Genomic DNA, 17,152 nt, shown 5'->3' with positions numbered 1-17,152 from the left:
CCCGGACTCCCCCACATGAAGGAGCTTTTGTGAGCCTCCTCTACGCGCGTCACAAGCGCACCACTCTGGCCATCGCCACCGCAGCAGCGGCCGCGGCCCTCGTGTCCACGGGCCTGGCCAGCACGGCAACGGCGCAGCCCGCCGCCCGTCCCGGGCCCACGCCGCCGGCCGCCGCCCCCACACTGCTCTCCGCCGCGGCACGCACGACGCTGATCCGGAACGCGGAGGCCGGCGCCGCCGGAACCGCACAGCGCATAGGGCTCGGTGCCCAGGAGAAGCTGGTGGTCAGAGACGTCGTCAAGGACGCCGACGGGACCGTGCACACGCGCTACGAGCGCACCTACGCGGGCCTCCCGGTGCTCGGCGGCGACCTGGTCGTCCACACCTCCGAGGCGGGCAGGACCCAGAGCATCACCAGAGCCACGAACAGACCCATCAAGGTGGCCTCGCTCAAGCCGCGGGTCACCGCCGACAAGGCGGCGAAGCAGGCCGTGTCCGCCGCGAGGACCCTCGGCTCCGGCAAGTCCTCGGCCGACGGCGCCCGCAAGGTGATCTGGGCCGGCTCCGGCTCGCCCGTCCTCGCTTACGAGACGGTCGTCGGCGGCTTCCAGGAGGACGGCACCCCGAGCCGGCTGCACGTCATCACCGACGCCGCCACCGGCAAGCAGCTGTTCCAGCACCAGGCCGTGGAGAACGCCTCGACCGGCACCGGAAAGAGCCTCTACGCCGGCACCGTCAGCCTGAGCACGTACAAGTCGTCCTCGACGTACCAGCTGTACGACACCACGCGCGGTGGCCACAAGACGTACAACAAGTCGCACGGCACCAGCTCGTCCAAGGGCAGCCTGTTCACGGACTCGGACAACACCTGGGGCACCGGCAAGGCCTCCAGCTCCGCCTCCGACCAGACCGCGGCGGTCGACGCGGCCTACGGCGCGCAGATGACCTGGGACTTCTACAAGAACACCTTCGGCCGCTCCGGCATCAAGAACGACGGCGTCGCCGCCTACTCCCGTGTGCACTACGGCAACGCGTACGTCAACGCGTTCTGGGACGACGACTGCTTCTGCATGACGTACGGCGACGGCGACGGCAACACCCACCCGCTGACCTCGCTGGACGTGGCCGGCCACGAGATGAGCCACGGCCTCACCTCCAACACCGCGGGCCTGGAGTACTCGGAGGAGTCCGGTGGCCTGAACGAGGCGACCTCGGACATCTTCGGCACCGGCGTGGAGTTCTACGCCGGCAACAGCTCCGACACCGGCGACTACCTCATCGGCGAGAAGATCGACATCTTCGGCGACGGCTCCCCGCTTCGCTACATGGACGAGCCCAGCAAGGACGGCGAGTCCGCCGACTACTGGTCCTCGTCGGTCGCCGGCCTCGACGTGCACCACTCGTCCGGCGTCGCCAACCACTTCTTCTACCTCCTCTCCGAGGGCAGCGGTTCGAAGACGGTCAACGGCGTGTCCTACTACTCGCCGACGTACAACGGCTCCACGGTCAGCGGCATCGGCCGGGACAAGGCCCTCCAGATCTGGTACAAGGCGCTGACGACGTACTTCACGTCGAGCACCAACTACAAGTCGGCCCGCACCGGCACCCTGTCGGCGGCGTCCGCCCTGTACGGCTCCGGCAGCACGGAGTACAAGGCGGTGGCCGCGGCCTGGTCGGCGGTCAACGTCGGCTGACCCTCGTGCGACAGCTGTGAACACGGGCGATACCCGGGACCCAGGTGCCCCGGGTATCGCCCTACTCTTGTGACCCATGCCCCAGGCACTCTTCACCTACGAACCCGTCGGCGCGACTCGCGACGACCTGGCCTTCTGCCCACCCGGCTTCCACCCGATGTACGGGCGCACCCGACTCGGCGAGGGCACGGAGGTGTTCAGCCTGGCGGCCGAAGCGGTGCTCACCTGGGAACTGCACCGCGCCATGGGCGTCGGCATAGACGCCACCGCCGACCGCGCGGCCCCCGGCGTGGATGTCACCGTCACTCTCGGCGGCCTGATCAAGGCTCCCTGCCGCGTCGTGTGGACGGTCGAGGAACCCCGCCGCGCCGGCTGGGCCTCCGGCACCCTCGCGGGCCACCCCGAGTGCGGCGAGGAGGCCTACATGGTCGACCGCACGGGCGACGGCACGGTCTGGCTGACCGTGGCCGCGTTCAGCCGCGCCCAGAAGTGGTACGCCCGCGCGGGCGGACTGGCGACGCGCGGGTTGCAGCACGCGTACGCACGCAGGTGCGGGACCGTTCTGCGCAGGCTGTGCGAGGCGGCCGCGGAGTAGGCACCGTACGGGCGGTCCTTGCGGATCGGGCCGCAGCGTCGGATGCCTGGGGACGCCACGCCCAGCTGTCGCGTGGGCCCGGAATGATCGCCAGGACAGGGCCTGTTCCCCGCTGCGGCACGCGGGGCAGCGCCGGCACGCGCGCGAGTACAGTCCGCCTCAGCCGCCCGGCCAGACGATCGCCTGCGTCTCGCTGTACGCGTGCAGTGCGTACGAGCCCACGTCCCTGCCCACCCCGCTCTTCTTGAAGCCGCCGAACGGCGCCTCCATGTTCCGGCCGATGGTGTTGATCCCGACGCCACCGGCCCGAAGCCGCCGGGCCACCCGGAAGGCGCGGGCCGCGTCGCCGGACCAGACGTAGTCGATCAGGCCGTAGTCGCTGTCGTTGGCCAGCGCGACACCCTCCTCCTCGTCGTCGAAGGGGATCACGACCACCACCGGCCCGAAGATCTCCTCGCGTACGATCCGCATTTCGCCGGTGCAGTCCGCGAACAGCGCCGGAGCCACGTAGAAACCGCGGGCCAGGTCGGGGCGTTCGCCTCCCGCGACCAGGCGGGCGCCTTCCTTTCTGCCGAGTTCGATGTAGGACTCGACCCGGTCACGGTGGGCGGCGGAGATCACCGGCCCGACCACCGTGCCGGGGGCGCCCGGGTCGCCGAGCTTCAGGTAGCCCATGTAGGCCGTGAGCTTCTCGATCAGACGGTCGTAGACGGAGCGCTGAGCGATCACCCGGGTCGGCGCGGTGCAGATCTGGCCGCTGTAGAACGAGAAGGTGGTGCCGATGCCCATGACCGCCGCGTCCAGGTCGGCGTCGTCGAAGACCAGCGCCGCGCCCTTGCCGCCCAGTTCCATGAGTTGCCGCTTCATGTCGCGTCCGCACACCTCGCCGATCCGCCGGCCGACCGATGTGGAACCGGTGAAGCTGACCATGTCGACGTCCGGGGAGTCGACGGCCGCCTCGCCGACCTCCGTTCGGGAGCCGCTCACCACGTTCACGACTCCAGGCGGGGCGCCCGCCTCATCGAGGGCCTCGGCCAGGGCTTCCGCCATCCGGTAGACGGACAGCGGATCCTGCGGTGCGGGTTTCACCACGACCGTGTTGCCCATGGCGAGGGCGGGGGCGACCTTGCCCGCCGGGTTGGCCCAGGGGTTGTTGTACGAGGTGATGCAGGTGACCACACCGACCGGGCGGCGGGCGGCGAGTGCGCCGAAGATCCCCGCCCTGCCCATCGGGCCGGCCTCGTTGATCTGGGGGGGCAGGCCCTGTTCGACGGGTTCAAGGGCGCCCTTGGCGTACCGGCGGAAGCGGGACACTCCCACCGCGACCTGCATTCCGCGTGCCGTTCCGGTCGTGGCGCCGGTCTCGGCGCGGGCGAGTTCCGCGTAGGCGTCGAACTCGCGCTGGATCACGTCGGCGGCCCGGTCGAGGATCGCCGCACGCTGCTCGGGCGGTGTACGGGACCAGGGTTCGAAGGCCGCCCGGGCCGCTGCCGTCGCCTCGTACACCTGGTCGCGGCTCGCCTCGGGGGCGAGGCCGACGACCTCCTCGGTCGCCGGGTCGATCACCTCGTGGTGACCGCCGTCAGGCTCGGTCCACTCGCCGCCGACGTACAGCCGCTGGGCGTGGCCACGGGTGTTCACCGAGTGCTCACCGTCCTCGTGTCACGGCCCGAGCGCAGCACCCGGCCCGGGATCGCGCCGGTCACCCGGTCGTCGCGGATGGTCTCGACGCCGTTGACGCGTACGGACACGATGCCGACGGCCCGTGAGTCGAGGCGGGGGCTGTCGCCCGGCAGGTCGTGGACGAGGGTCGCGGGGCCGGCGTCGATCCGCTGCGGGTCGAAGAGCACCAGGTCGGCGTGGTGGCCTTCGGTGATCCGGCCGCGTTCACGCAGGCCGAAGAGCTGCGCGGGATCGTCGGTGAGCATCTTCACGGCCTGTTCCAGCGGGACGAGTTTCCGCCCGCGCAGGCAGTCGCCGAGGAAGCGGGTGGTGTACGGGGCTCCGCACATCCGGTCCAGGTGTGCGCCCGCGTCGGACCCACCGAGCATGACGTCCTCGTGCTGCCAGGTCTCGGCGCGCAGCGCCCACGACGCCGGGTCGTTGTCGGTCGGCATGGGCCACAGCACGGTGCGCAGTTCGTCGTTGGCGCAGATCTCGACCAGGCACTGGAAGGCGTCCTGGCCGCGTTCCGCGGCGATGTCGCGCACCACCCGGCCGGTGAGTCCCGCGTTCTCCGGGGAGTACGTGTCGCCGATGACGTAACGCTCGAAGTGGGCGAGGCGGCGGAAGACCCCGGCCTCCTTGGAGGAGGCACGACGCAGCATTTCCGCCCGTACGCCGGGGTCGCGGAGTCTCGCGATCCGCTCGGGTACGGGCAGGCCGAGGATCTCGCCCCAGCCGGGGATGAGGTTGAGGGCGCAGAAGGTGCCGAGCGACATGTTCATGGGCGTGAGGATCGGCATGGTGAGCGCGACGATCCGGCCCCCCGCCTTGCGTGCGCGTTCGCTCGGCAGCAGCTGGCGCGGCACACGCTCGGGTACGGCGGCGTCGATGGTGAGCACGTTCCAGTTGAGCGGGCGGCCCGCGGCGGCGCTCATCTCCACGAACAGGTCGATCTCGTCGTCGTCGAACTGGTCGAGGCAGCCGGCCACGATCGCTTCGAGCTGGGTGCCCTCGTGGTCGGCGACGGCGCGCGCGAGGGCGAGCAGCTCGGCGGGCCCGGCGTGGCGGGAGGCGACGGGGTGGCCGTCGCCGTCCGAGTGGGTCGACGACTGCGTGGTGGAGAGGCCCCAGGCGCCCGCGTCCATCGCCTCGTGGAACAGCGCCAGCATGGCGTCGAGTTGGGCGGGGCTCGGCTGGCCGCCGGTCGCGTCCGGGCCCATCACATGGCGGCGCAGTGCGCAATGGCCCACCATGAAACCCGCGTTGACGGCTATACGGCCTTCGAGTGCGTCGAGGTACTCACCGAAGGTGTGCCAGTTCCAGGGTGCGCCCTCTTCGAGCGCGACCAGGGACATGCCCTCGACCCTGGACATCATCCGGCGTGTGTAGTCGGCGTCTTCGGGGCGTTCGGGGTTGAGCGGGGCGAGGGTGAATCCGCAGTTGCCGCCCGCGACGGTGGTCACACCGTGGTTCATGGAGGGGGTGGCGTACGGGTCCCAGAAGAGCTGGGCGTCGTAGTGGGTGTGCGGGTCGACGAAGCCGGGGGTGAGGACGAGCCCGGTCGCGTCCTCGCTGGTCCTGGCCTCCTCGGTGAGGCTGCCCGGTTCGGCGATGACGGCGATGCGGCCGTCTCGTATGCCGACGTCTGCGGTGTAGGCGGGGGCGCCGGTCCCGTCGACGACGGTGGCTCCCTTGATCAGGTGGTCGAGCATGACCGCGTCCCTTCTGGCATGCCTCATGGGGTCTTGCGGATGTGGCCCGGCCGGAGGGCGTCGCGGCCGGCCGCGACCGCGTTGCCCTCCGGCCGGGCCGGATGCGGGTGGCGGTCCGGGAAGCCACCGCCCGCGGTCTCCACAGGGAGTGCTCCCTGTCAGGCGGCTGCTTCACGGAGGCGGGTGGTGCGGTGCACCGGGTCGGTGTCGATCTTCGGGATGACGTGCTCGCCGATCAGCTTGATCGACGTCATCGTGTCCTCGTACGAGATGCCGATCGGCAGCCCGAACGACAGCTGGTCGGCGCCTGCCTGGTCCCAGCGCTTGCACTGGGCGAGCACCTCGTCCGGGTCGCCGCAGATCATCAGCTCCTCGGCGATGAGGAGTTCGATGATCTCGGCGCTGTACTCGGGCAGCAGCTCGGGCCACTCGGGGATGCCCTCGGGGCGCGGGAAGGTGTCGTGGTAGCGGAAGAGCAAGGACTGGAGGTAGTTGAGCCCACCGCCGACCGCGATCTCGACCGCCTTGTCGTGGGTCTCCGCGCAGATCGCCGTGGAGGTCACCATGACGTTGTCGTTGACGAAACCGCCCACCGGACGGGCGTCCTTGACCGCCGTCTTGTACGACTCGACGACCCACTCCATGTCGGAGACCTTCTGCACACTGAAGCCGAGCACCCCGAGGCCCTTCTGGCCCGCCATGGCGTACGAGGACGGCGACCCGGCCGCGTACCACATCGCAGGATGGGACTTTCCGTACGGCTTGGGGAGCACCTTGCGCGGCGGCAGGGACCAGTGCTTGCCCTGGAAGCCGGCGTACTCGTCCTGGAGCCACATCTTGGGGAACTCGGCGATGGTCTCTTCCCAGATCTCCTTGGTGTGGTTCATGTCGGTGATGCCCGGCATGAAGCCGAGGATCTCGTGGGAACCCGCGCCGCGGCCGGAGCCGAACTCGAAGCGGCCTTCGGAGAGATGGTCGAGCATGGCGACCTTCTCGGCGACCTTCACCGGGTGGTTGACGGGCGCGAGCGGGTTGAAGATCCCGGAGCCGAGGTGGATTCGCTGCGTCGCGTGGGCGAGGTAGCCGAGGAACACGTCGTTGGCGGAGAGGTGCGAGTACTCCTCGAGGAAGTGGTGCTCGGAGGCCCAGGCGTACTTGAAGCCCGACTTGTCGGCCTGGATGACGTACTCGGTCTCCTCCATCAGCGCCTTGTGCTCGGCGAGCGGGTCGGTCTCGGCGCGCTTGCCGAGGTATCCCTGTACGAACAGTCCGAACTCCATGGAACCCACCACCGTCCCGTGCCCGCGTGTCTGGGGCGTTGTTTCTGACACTCCGTCAGCTCTGGATGCCCCCGACTGTTCCACCGAGCCCCTGGCGCGTCAATACCTGACGATGCGTCAGAACAGGTTCACCCCGGCCAGCCAGCCCCCGTCGATGACGAACGGCTGCCCGGTGATGTACGAGGAGTCCTCGCTGGTCAGGAACAGGGCCAGCCTGGCCACCTCCTCGGGCTGCCCGACCCGCCCCAGCGGCACCAGCTTCCGGTACACCGCGTCGAGCGCCGCCGCGTCCGCGCCCCCTGGGTTGCTCATCGGGGTGTCCACCGCCCCCGGGCACACGGCGTTGACGCGAATCCGCTTGGCCGCGAGCTCCATCGCCGCGACCCGGGTCAGCCCGAGGATGGCGTGCTTGGTCGCCGCGTACGCCCCCACGCAGTGCATGCCGGTGAGCGCGGTGTACGAGGCGGTGTTCACGATCGTGCCACCACCGGCCGCCTCGATCTCGGGCGCGACGGACTTGATGCCGAGGAACGCACCTATCTGGTTGACCTGGATGATCTGCTGGAACTCTTCCAGCGGGGTGCTCACCAGCTCGTTGAAGCGCAGGATGCCCGCGTTGTTGACGAGGCCGTCGACGTGCCCGAAGGCCTCTCTGGCGGCGGCGACGGCGCCGGCCCAGTCGTCCTCCCGGCCGACGTCCAGACGCACATAGCGGGCGACGCCTTCGCCGAGCTCCTTGGCGAGCGCCTCGCCCTGGTCGTCCAGGACGTCGGCGAGTACCACCTTCGCCCCCTCGGCGGCGAACAGCCGGGCCTCCTGCTCGCCCTGACCACGCGCGGCGCCGGTGATGAGCACGACGCGTCCGTCCAGCTTCCCCATACCCGTACTCCTATACATGAAGGTGTGGCGCCACTTCGGCGGCGAACGCCGTCATCTGATCGGTGAGTTCGGTGCGGCTCCGGCTGCGGAACCGCACCTGGATCTGGTCCACGCCCATGGCGCCGTACGCACCCAGCGACTCGGCGATGGCCTCCGGCTTCCCGGTCAGGGTGCGGCGCCCGACCTCCCAGGCCGCGTCGCCCACGTACAGCGGCTCGGTGATCGCCCCGATGACGATGGGCCGCTCGATCCCCGCCTCCGCGCGCAGCTCCCGGATCCTCGCGATCTGCGCGGGCAGCCGGTCACGCGGATCGCCCTGCGGCAGCCAGCCGTCCCCCTTGAGCGCGGCGCGGCGCACGGCGGCGGGCGACGAGCCGCCGACCCAGAGCGGTACCTCGGACTGGGCGGGGCGGGGCTGCTGCCCGAGCCCGCCGAAAGCGAAGTGTTCGCCCGTGAAGCTGGGGAACTCCTCGGGCCCGAGGGCGGCCCTGAGCGCACCGATCGTCTCGTCGAGCACGGCACCACGCCGCTCGAAGTCGACGCCCAGCACCTCGAACTCCTCCTGCACGTGCCCCGCACCGACCCCGAGGATCAGCCGCCCGGAGGAGAGGTGGTCGAGCGTCGCGTACTGCTTGGCGGTCAGCAGCGGATGCCGCAGCCCGACGACGGCCACATGGCTGAGCAGCCGCACCCGCTCGGTGGCGGCGGCGAGGAAGGAGAGCGTGGCGACCGGGTCGTACCAGACGGTGGACATGGCCCCGGCGAGCCTTCGCGGGATGGCGACGTGGTCGCAGCTCGCGATGTAGTCGAACCCGGCGCGGTCAGCGGCCCGGGCGATCGCGACGAGGTCGCCCGGGCCTGCGGAGACCTCCCAGGTCTCGGCGTAGATGGTGCTCTGCGACTGGACTGGGAGCTGCATCCCGTAGACCACCATGACCGGTCCCCTCGCGCGCACGGATGACGGAATCCCTAACTGACGGTCCGTCATATCTGATGGGCCACCATGGTCTTGGCTGGCGCGCCTTCGGGCAAGGGGTGTGCGCGATCGCGGAGCGGAAGGCAGACGGCCGCGGGTGCGCACCGCTAGCGTGCACACCGTGATCGATTCATACGGGGAACCTGACGACACCGCAGTGGCCGTGGCGGCCGTACGCGCCGGAGCGCACGTGGTGCGCGCCATGTACGGCCAGCGGCTCGACCGCATCGACAAGGGCGCGGGGGACTTCGCCACCGCCGCCGATGTGGCGGCGGAGCGGGCCATCCTCGAGGTCATCCGTGCCGCCCGGCCGGACGACGCCGTACTCGGCGAGGAGGGCGGACTGCAGGGAACCTCCAGTGCGGTGCGGCGGTGGCTGGTCGACCCGCTGTGCGGCACGCTGAACTACGCCGTCGGCAACATGCTCGTGGCCGTCAACGTGGCGCTGCGCGACGGGGCGGCGGCGGTGGCGGACCCCTTCAGTGGAGAGGTCTTCTTCACCGACGGCGAGACCGCGTGGGTGCGCGGCGACGACGGCGACACACGGCTCGCGCCCACGGCCGCGACCCGGCTGGTGGACGTGAACCTGGATCCGCCGTTCCCGAACGCGCCCGGGTTCCGGGCCGTGGACATGCTGGCCGACGCGGAGTTCGTGGGGCGCTTCCGGCCCCGGGTCGTCTCGACGACGCTGGCGCTGGCCTGGGTCGCGGCCGGCAAGCGGGCCGCATACGTGACCGACGGCGGCGATCTGTCCGGGAGCGTGCACTTCGCCGCCGGTATCGCGCTGTGCCGGGCCGCGGGCTGCGTCGTCACCGGGGTCGACGGTGACCCGATCGGGGCGACGGGACGCGGGCTCGTGGTGGCCGCGGACGCAGACACCCATGGGCGGTTGATGTCGATCATCCGCGGAGGAGGACAGGCCGGGGACGGGCCGTGTTCGGACACAGGGCAGGAACGTCACCGCTGATCGTTCCGCTCGACCGGAGCGTCATGTCGCGTTCGTGCCAGCGCGGACGGTCCCACTCACAGGAGAGTGAGTGGCGGCTCGCGCTCCTGATCGCGGGTCCGTCCGTCCGGCACTCGGCGAAAGGCGCAGCGCATGCATGTCGTCCCTGGGCTCAAGGTCCTGTACTTCGGGACCCCGGTGGTGCTGATCAGTTCACTCAACGAGGACGGCACACCGAACCTGGCGCCGATGTCCTCCGCGTGGTGGCTGGGCCAGTCGTGCATGCTCGGTCTCGGCGACAGCGCCCAGACCACGGCGAACCTGCTGCGGGAGGGCGAATGCGTGCTCAATCTGCCCTCGTCGGCCATGGTCGATGCCGTCGACCGCATCGCGCTCACCACCGGCAAGCCGGTGGTTCCGGACCACAAGGCGAAGCAGGGCTACCGGTACGAGCCCGACAAGTTCTCCGCCGCACGGCTGACCGAGCAGGCAGCGGAGCTGGTCCGGGCCCCCAGGGTCGCTGAATGCCCGGTCCAGCTGGAGTGCCGGGTCGTCTCGGCCCATCCCTTCGGCAGTCCCGCTCCGCACGCCACCGCCTTCCAGGTGGAGGTGCTTCGTGCCCATGTCGAGGAGGAACTGGTCATCCCGGGAACGCCCTACGTGGACCCGCACGGCTGGGATCCGCTGATCATGAAGTTCTGCGAGTTCTTCGGCGGTGCGCACAACGTGCACCCGTCGAGGCTTGCCCAGGGGTGGGACATGCCGCACCCGCGCCGGTCGGCGGCCGTCTGAGCCGGGGGCGGGCCGTCCCAGGCCCAACAGGGCCCAGCACACACGCCGGACAGCCACGGGCCACGGCGACAGCGACAGAGACCGGCATGGACATCGGCATCGGCATCGGCATCGGCATCGACGACCGCGATCACCGGTCAGTCGCTGGTTGCCGGTTGCCGGTCACCGGGCCGCACTTCCAGCGGTGCGGGCGCCGGTGCCGATGGCCTCAAGCCCGCCCGGACCCGGCGTTTCAGGCGGCCTCGGCGACCTCGGCGTCCAGCGCCGAGCGGAGCCAGTCGTCGGCGGCGCCGAAGGTCGGGTCGGCGGGGTCGGACAGTTCGGCGGCGAGGTTCCAGTAGCGGGCGATCAACGGGTCCGCGATCCGGGCCAGAAGGTGACTGAGCTGGCGGCGGAACTCGGGGGTGTCGTGCATGCCGCGTGACGCGGCGTACGCGCAGACATAGGCGTCGAGCGCGTCGCCGGCCCCCGGGCGCCTCCCGGCCCGTACGTCCGCCACGACCAGGTCGTACGCCTCCCCCAGGCCCTCGTAGAGCACGGCCGGGCGGCAGTTGCGGTCGGGCTGGCGCGGGACGGGGCGGCAGAAGTCGGTGACGGGGCGGGGGCCGGTGGCGATGGCGTGCATGCGGGCGAAGGTCAGCACCTGGGACGGCGCCGGGTCGGACGGAAGCTGCGGGACGGCTCCGTCGAGGATGGTCGAGACCAGCCGGGCCGGGAGCCTGGGGGGCAGCACACCACGCCAGAACCGCGCCAGCGCGGCCGTGCTGGGCGGCGCGGACACGGCGCCGACCAGGCGGAGCCGCTCGGCCCGCTCCTCGGCGGTGCAGTCCCGCAGGAGATGCAGGGCGGCCTCGCGCCAGCGCAGGGCGGCCAGCCGTGAGCCGATCTCCGCCAACTGCCCTGCGATGACGTCCTCCAGGGCGGCCTCCTGCTCCAGGACCCGGCCCACCTCCGGGACCGGCAGGTCCAGGGTGCGCAGCGAGCGGATCAGGCGGAGCCGGTCGAGAGCTCCCGGGCCGTAGCGGCGATGGCCTCCGGCGCTCCGGGCGGTCTCGGGCAGCAGGCCCCGGTCCGTGTAGAAGCGGACCGTCTTGACGGTGACGCCCGCGTGCTGGGCGAGCTCGCCGATGCTCCACATGCCGTCCGGCGCATCGGGGCTCACGGGGCGATCCGGTGTCACGGCTTGAACCTCCCTCAGGGGGAGTTCCTACGGTACCCGCGAGCGCGGCCGGCCACGGGGGTACGGCCGCGCCGGACCTGCACGTACGAGGAGGCGTTCATGACGGGGTTCGTTCTGGTGCCGGAGATCCACACCGGCGGCTGGATCTGGCAGGACGTGGCCGATCGGCTGCGGACAGCGGGGGCGGGCGCGTATCCGGTGACGCTCACCGGGCTCGGTGAGCGGGGCACATCGGCAGGACCCGGCACAGACCTGGAGACGCACATCGGGGATGTAGTGCGGCTCATCGACCGGGCGGAGGACGCCGAGTTGGTGGTCGTCGGGCATGGCGGGGGTGTCGCCGCCGCGGTGGGCGCGGCGGCGCGGCGCGCCCGGCGGGTCGTGCGGGTCGTCTGTATCGACGCTCCCCCGGCCCGGCACGGTGAACCAGCCCTGTCCCTGCTGGCGGATCAGGCACTGCGGGAGAGCCTGTCGGGCAGGGGCGGGCCGGGTCCGGACGACGGGCAGGTCCGCCCGCCCGAGGCGGGCGAGTGGCACCGCCTGGGCAGTGTGGACGGGGTACCGGCGGACGTGTTGGCGCTGTTGCACGAGCGGGCGGTGCCACAGCCACTGGCGACCCTCACCCAGCCGCTCCTCCTGCCGGACGGGGACGGGTTCGGCGGCCTGCCGACAACGGGAGTGCTGTGCACGGCCAACGGGTCGGGCATCGAGATGGTCGAAGCGATGGTGCGACTCGGGGACCCTCGCCTGAAGGCACTGGTCGACGAGCAGGTCACCTTCTTCGAACTCGGCACCGGGCATTGGCCGATGCTCTCGTGTCCCGCCGAACTGGCCCAGGTGCTCATGCGGTCCGCTGCCGGCGAGGGTCGTCGGCTGTCGGACGCCGTGCCGAGCGAACAGCCCGCACATCTGAAGCCGTTCCTGATGGATGTGCCCGAGCGGCGACGCGAGCGCACGGGGCGCGTCGATCTGTACCTGCCCGACGACGGCACCGGAGCCGAAGGACCGCGCCCCGCTGTGGTGTTCGTCCATGGCGGCCCGGTCCCCGCCGAGGCACGGCCCGCGCCCCGCGACTGGCCGGCCTTCACCGGCTACGGCCGGTACGTGGCGTGCTTGGGCGCGGTCGGTGCGACCGTGGAACACCGGTTGCACAGCCTCGGGGACTACGCGCGGGCCGCCGACGACGTCGCCGAGGCCGTCGCACTCGTACGCGACGATCCGCGGGTGGACGGCGACCGTGTCGCGTTGTGGTTCTTCTCGGGGGGCGGGCTGCTGGCGGCGGACTGGCTCGCAGCGCCGCCGCCGTGGTTGCGGTGCCTGGCCGCGACCTATCCGGCGCTCGCGCCGCTGCCCAACTGGGGGCTCGCCGACACACGATTCAACCCCGCGCGCACCATGGCCGAGGCGCGACGGCCCTCGCCGCCGATCGTGCTCACCCGCGTGGGGCAGGACTGGCCGCAGCTCACGGCGACGGTCGACGAGTTCCTGACCGCCGCCGGGGAGTGCGGGGCAGACGTCGAGATCATCGACGTCCCCCACGCGCATCACGCCTTCGAGACGATCGACCACACCTCCGAGGCACGTGAGGCGGTGGAGCGTGCGGTGCGGTCCGTGCTCGGGCGGCTGCGGGAGTGAGCGCGATCGGGTGTCATCGCGTAGTACCGCGGTTCAGCGCCGGGGCGGAGTGCCGCAGCGTTCCTTCGGCTGCCGCGCCGCCGCGCTGTGCGCACGACGCTCGCCGCCGGGTGGCGCCCGCACGGGGGCCATGTGGAAGACCTGTGGTGCCAGGCATGTCCATGGCGGTCATCTGCTAACTTCCTGACGGTTGTGACCGGGGCGCAACTTCCCCGCGCGGGAGTTGCGTTCGGTCAGAGCCGCAGGAGACGGGGGAAAGAGCCGTGGACGGCTACCAGGTCGGGCACGAGGGCATGTCAGGACAGGCCGGCGAACTGGACGGGGCCGGCGACGACGTGGGCAAGATCCGCAAGGCCATCACCAACGCCATGTGCTACCCGCAGGACACCCTGGGCGGCTGCGACACCGGACCCGCCTTCGAGGCGTTCTCGGCCGCCTGGGAAGCCGAGACCAAGGTCCTCGAAGCGGCCCTGCACGAACTCGCGGACAAGATCCGCCTCTCCAGCCAGGCGTACCGCGATCCCGACGTCGACGTGCGCAGGGGAACCAGCTCCATCGCCGTCGACTCGGCGGGCGAGCCGGGCGACGCGGCCGGGAAGTCCGACGCGGGCATCAGCACCATGCCGGTCTACGCACAGCGCCCGTCGGCGCTGGGCACCTACTGACGGGGCCCGCGTCCATGACGGAATCCACCAACGACCGCAGGCAGAAGCTCAACGGCCTGCGTGGGCGCATATCCTCGGCCGGCAGCAAGAACGATCTGATCGACGCGATCGAGGACGCCCTCGCCGTCTCGGCACCGGTCGGCAACCCGAAGGTGATCGAGTCCCTGGGCAAGCGCTACACCGGCCAGACCGACGAGGCCGACAAGGTGGGCGACCGGATCGACGGCGTCGCCCGCAAGGGACTGCCGCAGGTCTGGGTCGGCGACACGAGTGTGCTCGCCTCCGACGTGGTGAGCGCCGCCGCCGGCGACGCCCGCCAGATGATCGAGGCTTTCCAGTGCGGCGGCAAGGCTCTCATCGCGCTGTCCGACGCGCTGGAGACCGCGCAGACGAAGGACGGCAACGGCCGCAGCATGCTGCGTGACGCCCGCAGCATGCTGGGCGGCAGGGACGGCTTCTTCGACGACTGGCACGAGAACGACGGCGAGGAGGAGGTCCGGCTGCGGGCACGCTCGCTGGCCTCTGTCGGCGTCGACTCACTGCACGATGCAGCCGCCGAAGCCGACGAAGCCGCCCGCATCGCGTCCCGTGACCTGAACAAGATGGCCGCCGAGGCCCGCGCCGGCCAGATGGACACCGACGAGCTCACCGCCGCCGACCGCCTCGCACTCGCCGACACCAGCAACCCCGGCTACAGCGAAATGAACGAGATCCTCACCGCCAACGACCTCGAACGCGCGGGCCGCGCCATGGAGAAGCTCTCCACCGCCGACCAGACGCGGATGGAAATCCTCCTGGTGAGCGCATCGACGCCGCAGGAGAAGGCGTACCTCATGAAGGCCCTCGCCGCGGGCTACGACATCAGCGAGGTCGAGGAGTTCGGCGGGAAGATCCACGGCAAGGACCCGGGGTGGCTCCAGCAGCACCTGACGCCGATCAGCACCGGCATGACCCCGGGGCAGAAGGGCAAGGAGGAGCACAAGTACGGCGACAAGCTCTGGGACCAGGACGGTCCCACCTGCGTACCGTCCTCGACGGTCACCGCGCGGGCGCTGGTCGACCCGGTCTACGCCCTCGAACTCACCGGCGGCCCCGACGGCAAGGACGACGACCCCGATCGCTTCCTCGAGCGCCTGCGCGACGAGCAGCTCCGGATGTACGAGGAGGGCGACGGCGACTACGAGGGCTGGTGGTGGGACCGCCAGATGGCCGGCATGGACTCCGACGGGCAGGAGAAGATCTCGAACAACGAGATCGGCCCGCACACCGGCGACAAGTACGACACGCAGGACATGGACGGCGCCGACGACCGGCGCGGTGTGCTGCCCGACATCGAGAAGTCCGTGGCCGAGGGCAAGCCCGTCCCCATCAACGTCTCCCGCAAGGACGAGGACGGCGACTGGGTCGGCCACAGCCTGGTGATCGTCGGGCAGGAGGGCGGGATGCTCCAGGTCTACAACCCCTGGGGCACCACAGCGTGGGTGAGTGAGGACGACTTCATCAAGGGCGATCTGAGCGCGGCCACCAACGAGCGCTACTCCAAGGACCATGGCGGCGATCTCGACACCGTATACATCGAGCGGGACTGAGGGTGTCGATGCGGTCTTCCCTGCGTACGGTGCCCGTGCTGGCCGTCCTGCTTCTCACTCTCACCGGCTGCGGCGACGCCGAGTACGAGACCGACGAGCGGACCATCACGGTCGAGAGCGGTGAGAAGTTCTCGCTGGATGTCCCAGCCTGGGCAGCTCTCGGCCAGAACTGGTACCTGGCGGACCCGGCGCCGGACCCGGAGGTCCTGGAGTACCGGGGCAACCGCGAGCGCGACGTCTCCGACAGAGACGGATCCGAGCTCTTCGACTTCACCGCGCTCTCGCCCGGGAAGACGACGGTGAAGCTGCTGTTCTGCCCCTACGGCCGTTGCAGCAGCGCCGAGGAGGTCGCGGCATCGCCGGTCCCGACGGCCACCGGCACACCGACGGACTCGGACCACGACGCCGCCTACTACGTCTACACGATCACCGTCCGCTGAGCCGGACCGGAACGGAAACGACGATGAGCCACGACCCCTCCCCGCGCACCGACGACGAGATGCTCGCCGACACCGATATCGAGGTGCTGCTGCGCCACGGCCTCAGCCGCGACGCCTTCCGCACCATGCTCTTCGGAGACGGTGCGATCGCCGCCGCCGTCACCCTCGACCGGCTCGGCGTGCTGCCGCGTTCGGTGAGCTACGTCGCGAAGATCGTCCGGGCCGGGGGCCTCACGTACGCCGCCGGGCTGGCCGAACCCCTGCCGTCAGGGCCCGCGTCCGCGTGCCTGCGGGACTGGCTGGAGGCCGCCGCTCAGGTCGGCGGGGCACCGGATGCCGAAGCCCGCGCGGCACGTTGGCTGGACACGGTGGCCGATCTCATCGGCCTGCGCCGGGGCAGCCGGGCCGTGCCGGCGGGGCCCGGTCCGGCCTGATCCAGGTGACCGGTCCAAGCCTGGTCCTGCCTGATCCGGACGACCGGTCCGGCCTCCGGTCAGCCGAGCAGCGCGTACACCGTCGACGCACGGGCGGCCGGCTCCTCCTCGCCCTCCGCCGTCATCGTGATCTCCACGAACGCCATCCGCTTCCCCAGCTTGGAGATACGGGCCTCGACCAGCACATCCGCGTCCGTCACCGCCCGCTGGAAAGTGGTCGACTGCTGGACCGTCGTCATCGGTACGAAGCCGCCACGCGCCGAGGACACGGCGATCACCGTCGCCGTGTCGGCCGCCGCCATCAGAGCCTGGCCGCTGAGCGCCCCGCCCTCGCGGGCGAGCCGGTCGGACCAGGGCAGGCGCAGCACGGCGTGGCGCTCCCCCGTCTCGGCCACGGAGAGACCGAGTTCGAGCACCCAGGGGGCGAAGTTGTCGGACAGGACCTTGTCTGCTGCGGCGAGCGAGAGCGTCATACGTCGATGGTGCCGGGTCGGAGCGCCCATGGGTACGGGGCACCCGCGTGTCGCCCCACCGATACGGCGCCCGGGCGCCGTATCGGTGGGGCACCAAACCTGCCTGCAACGCACAAGCCGCCCGCATACAGGACACCGACGGGCCCCGAAGGGAGCGCGGTCTTCGCCTCGGGATACGGTCGGTTGCGCGGATTCGC

The 17,152-nt window shown here is 71.0% G+C and carries 16 protein-coding genes; 9 read left to right on the top strand and 7 right to left on the bottom strand.

Annotated elements, in window-relative coordinates; translation table 11 throughout:
- Nucleotides 1-29: 29 nt before the first annotated feature.
- Nucleotides 30-1,694 carry a M4 family metallopeptidase gene (locus ACFV6V_RS05955; protein ID WP_385559676.1) on the top strand — a complete coding sequence of 555 codons (1,665 nt, stop codon included), beginning with the start codon at nt 30-32 and terminating at the stop codon, nt 1,692-1,694.
- 76 nt (nt 1,695-1,770) lie between these two features.
- A complete protein-coding gene (locus tag ACFV6V_RS05950) occupies nt 1,771-2,289 on the top strand; it encodes a DUF1990 domain-containing protein (protein WP_385559673.1) in 519 nt (172 codons plus the stop codon).
- A 159-nt stretch (nt 2,290-2,448) separates the two neighbouring features.
- On the opposite strand, the gene ACFV6V_RS05945 is transcribed toward ACFV6V_RS05950, so the two are convergent.
- The 5 genes from ACFV6V_RS05945 to ACFV6V_RS05925 all read right to left on the bottom strand — a co-directional run bounded on the left by ACFV6V_RS05945 (nt 2,449) and on the right by ACFV6V_RS05925 (nt 8,759).
- Nucleotides 2,449-3,930, bottom strand: coding sequence for an aldehyde dehydrogenase family protein (locus ACFV6V_RS05945; protein ID WP_385559671.1), 1,482 nt, complete (start codon nt 3,928-3,930; stop codon nt 2,449-2,451).
- The gene (locus ACFV6V_RS05940) at nt 3,927-5,666 is read right to left on the bottom strand and encodes an amidohydrolase family protein (RefSeq protein ID WP_385559668.1); all 1,740 of its coding nucleotides are present in this window, start codon (nt 5,664-5,666) and stop codon (nt 3,927-3,929) included. The genes ACFV6V_RS05945 and ACFV6V_RS05940 overlap by 4 nt, the downstream gene beginning before the upstream one ends.
- A gap of 158 nt (nt 5,667-5,824) precedes the next feature.
- On the bottom strand, nt 5,825-6,946 hold the full coding sequence (locus tag ACFV6V_RS05935) for an LLM class flavin-dependent oxidoreductase (RefSeq protein WP_385559665.1): 1,122 nt from the start codon (nt 6,944-6,946) through the stop codon (nt 5,825-5,827).
- 117 nt (nt 6,947-7,063) lie between these two features.
- Entirely contained in the window at nt 7,064-7,825 is a 762-nt protein-coding gene (locus tag ACFV6V_RS05930; RefSeq protein ID WP_385559662.1) for an SDR family NAD(P)-dependent oxidoreductase, read from the bottom strand.
- A gap of 10 nt (nt 7,826-7,835) precedes the next feature.
- Nucleotides 7,836-8,759: an LLM class F420-dependent oxidoreductase gene (locus ACFV6V_RS05925; RefSeq protein ID WP_385559813.1), complete on the bottom strand. Its 924-nt coding sequence runs from the start codon at nt 8,757-8,759 to the stop codon at nt 7,836-7,838.
- Nucleotides 8,760-8,922: 163 nt separating this feature from the next.
- Here ACFV6V_RS05925 and ACFV6V_RS05920 point away from each other — a divergent pair, with 163 nt between their 5' ends.
- Together ACFV6V_RS05920 and ACFV6V_RS05915 are read left to right on the top strand one after the other, a co-directional pair.
- Nucleotides 8,923-9,768, top strand: coding sequence for an inositol monophosphatase family protein (locus ACFV6V_RS05920; protein ID WP_385559659.1), 846 nt, complete (start codon nt 8,923-8,925; stop codon nt 9,766-9,768).
- A 132-nt stretch (nt 9,769-9,900) separates the two neighbouring features.
- Complete coding sequence (locus ACFV6V_RS05915; RefSeq protein ID WP_385559657.1) at nt 9,901-10,539, top strand: flavin reductase family protein; 639 nt, start codon at nt 9,901-9,903, stop codon at nt 10,537-10,539.
- Nucleotides 10,540-10,771: 232 nt separating this feature from the next.
- On the opposite strand, the gene ACFV6V_RS05910 is transcribed toward ACFV6V_RS05915, so the two are convergent.
- Complete coding sequence (locus ACFV6V_RS05910) at nt 10,772-11,677, bottom strand: MerR family transcriptional regulator (RefSeq protein ID WP_385559810.1); 906 nt, start codon at nt 11,675-11,677, stop codon at nt 10,772-10,774.
- A 141-nt stretch (nt 11,678-11,818) separates the two neighbouring features.
- On the opposite strand from ACFV6V_RS05910, the gene ACFV6V_RS05905 reads away from it, so the two are divergent.
- From ACFV6V_RS05905 to ACFV6V_RS05885, 5 genes are all read left to right on the top strand, one after another.
- Nucleotides 11,819-13,354, top strand: a complete 1,536-nt coding sequence (locus ACFV6V_RS05905) for a dienelactone hydrolase family protein (protein WP_385559654.1) — start codon at nt 11,819-11,821, stop codon at nt 13,352-13,354.
- A gap of 263 nt (nt 13,355-13,617) precedes the next feature.
- Entirely contained in the window at nt 13,618-14,019 is a 402-nt protein-coding gene (locus ACFV6V_RS05900) for a hypothetical protein (protein ID WP_385559651.1), read from the top strand.
- A 14-nt stretch (nt 14,020-14,033) separates the two neighbouring features.
- Nucleotides 14,034-15,608 (top strand): peptidoglycan-binding protein, encoded by a 1,575-nt coding sequence (locus tag ACFV6V_RS05895; RefSeq protein WP_385559648.1) that lies wholly within the window; start codon nt 14,034-14,036, stop codon nt 15,606-15,608.
- An 8-nt stretch (nt 15,609-15,616) separates the two neighbouring features.
- Nucleotides 15,617-16,048 carry a hypothetical protein gene (locus tag ACFV6V_RS05890; RefSeq protein WP_385559646.1) on the top strand — a complete coding sequence of 144 codons (432 nt, stop codon included), beginning with the start codon at nt 15,617-15,619 and terminating at the stop codon, nt 16,046-16,048.
- Nucleotides 16,049-16,071: 23 nt separating this feature from the next.
- A complete protein-coding gene (locus tag ACFV6V_RS05885; RefSeq protein ID WP_385559643.1) occupies nt 16,072-16,482 on the top strand; it encodes a hypothetical protein in 411 nt (136 codons plus the stop codon).
- A 59-nt stretch (nt 16,483-16,541) separates the two neighbouring features.
- Here ACFV6V_RS05885 and ACFV6V_RS05880 read toward each other — a convergent pair whose 3' ends face one another.
- Nucleotides 16,542-16,955: a PaaI family thioesterase gene (locus ACFV6V_RS05880; RefSeq protein ID WP_385559640.1), complete on the bottom strand. Its 414-nt coding sequence runs from the start codon at nt 16,953-16,955 to the stop codon at nt 16,542-16,544.
- Between the last annotated feature and the right edge of the window lie 197 nt (nt 16,956-17,152).

Origin of the sequence: Streptomyces sp. NPDC059828 (assembly GCF_042731955.1) — a bacterium.
GTDB lineage: Bacteria > Actinomycetota > Actinomycetes > Streptomycetales > Streptomycetaceae > Streptomyces.
The sequence above is the reverse complement of the archived record's forward strand: the minus strand, read 5'-3'. Positions and strand labels throughout refer to the sequence as shown.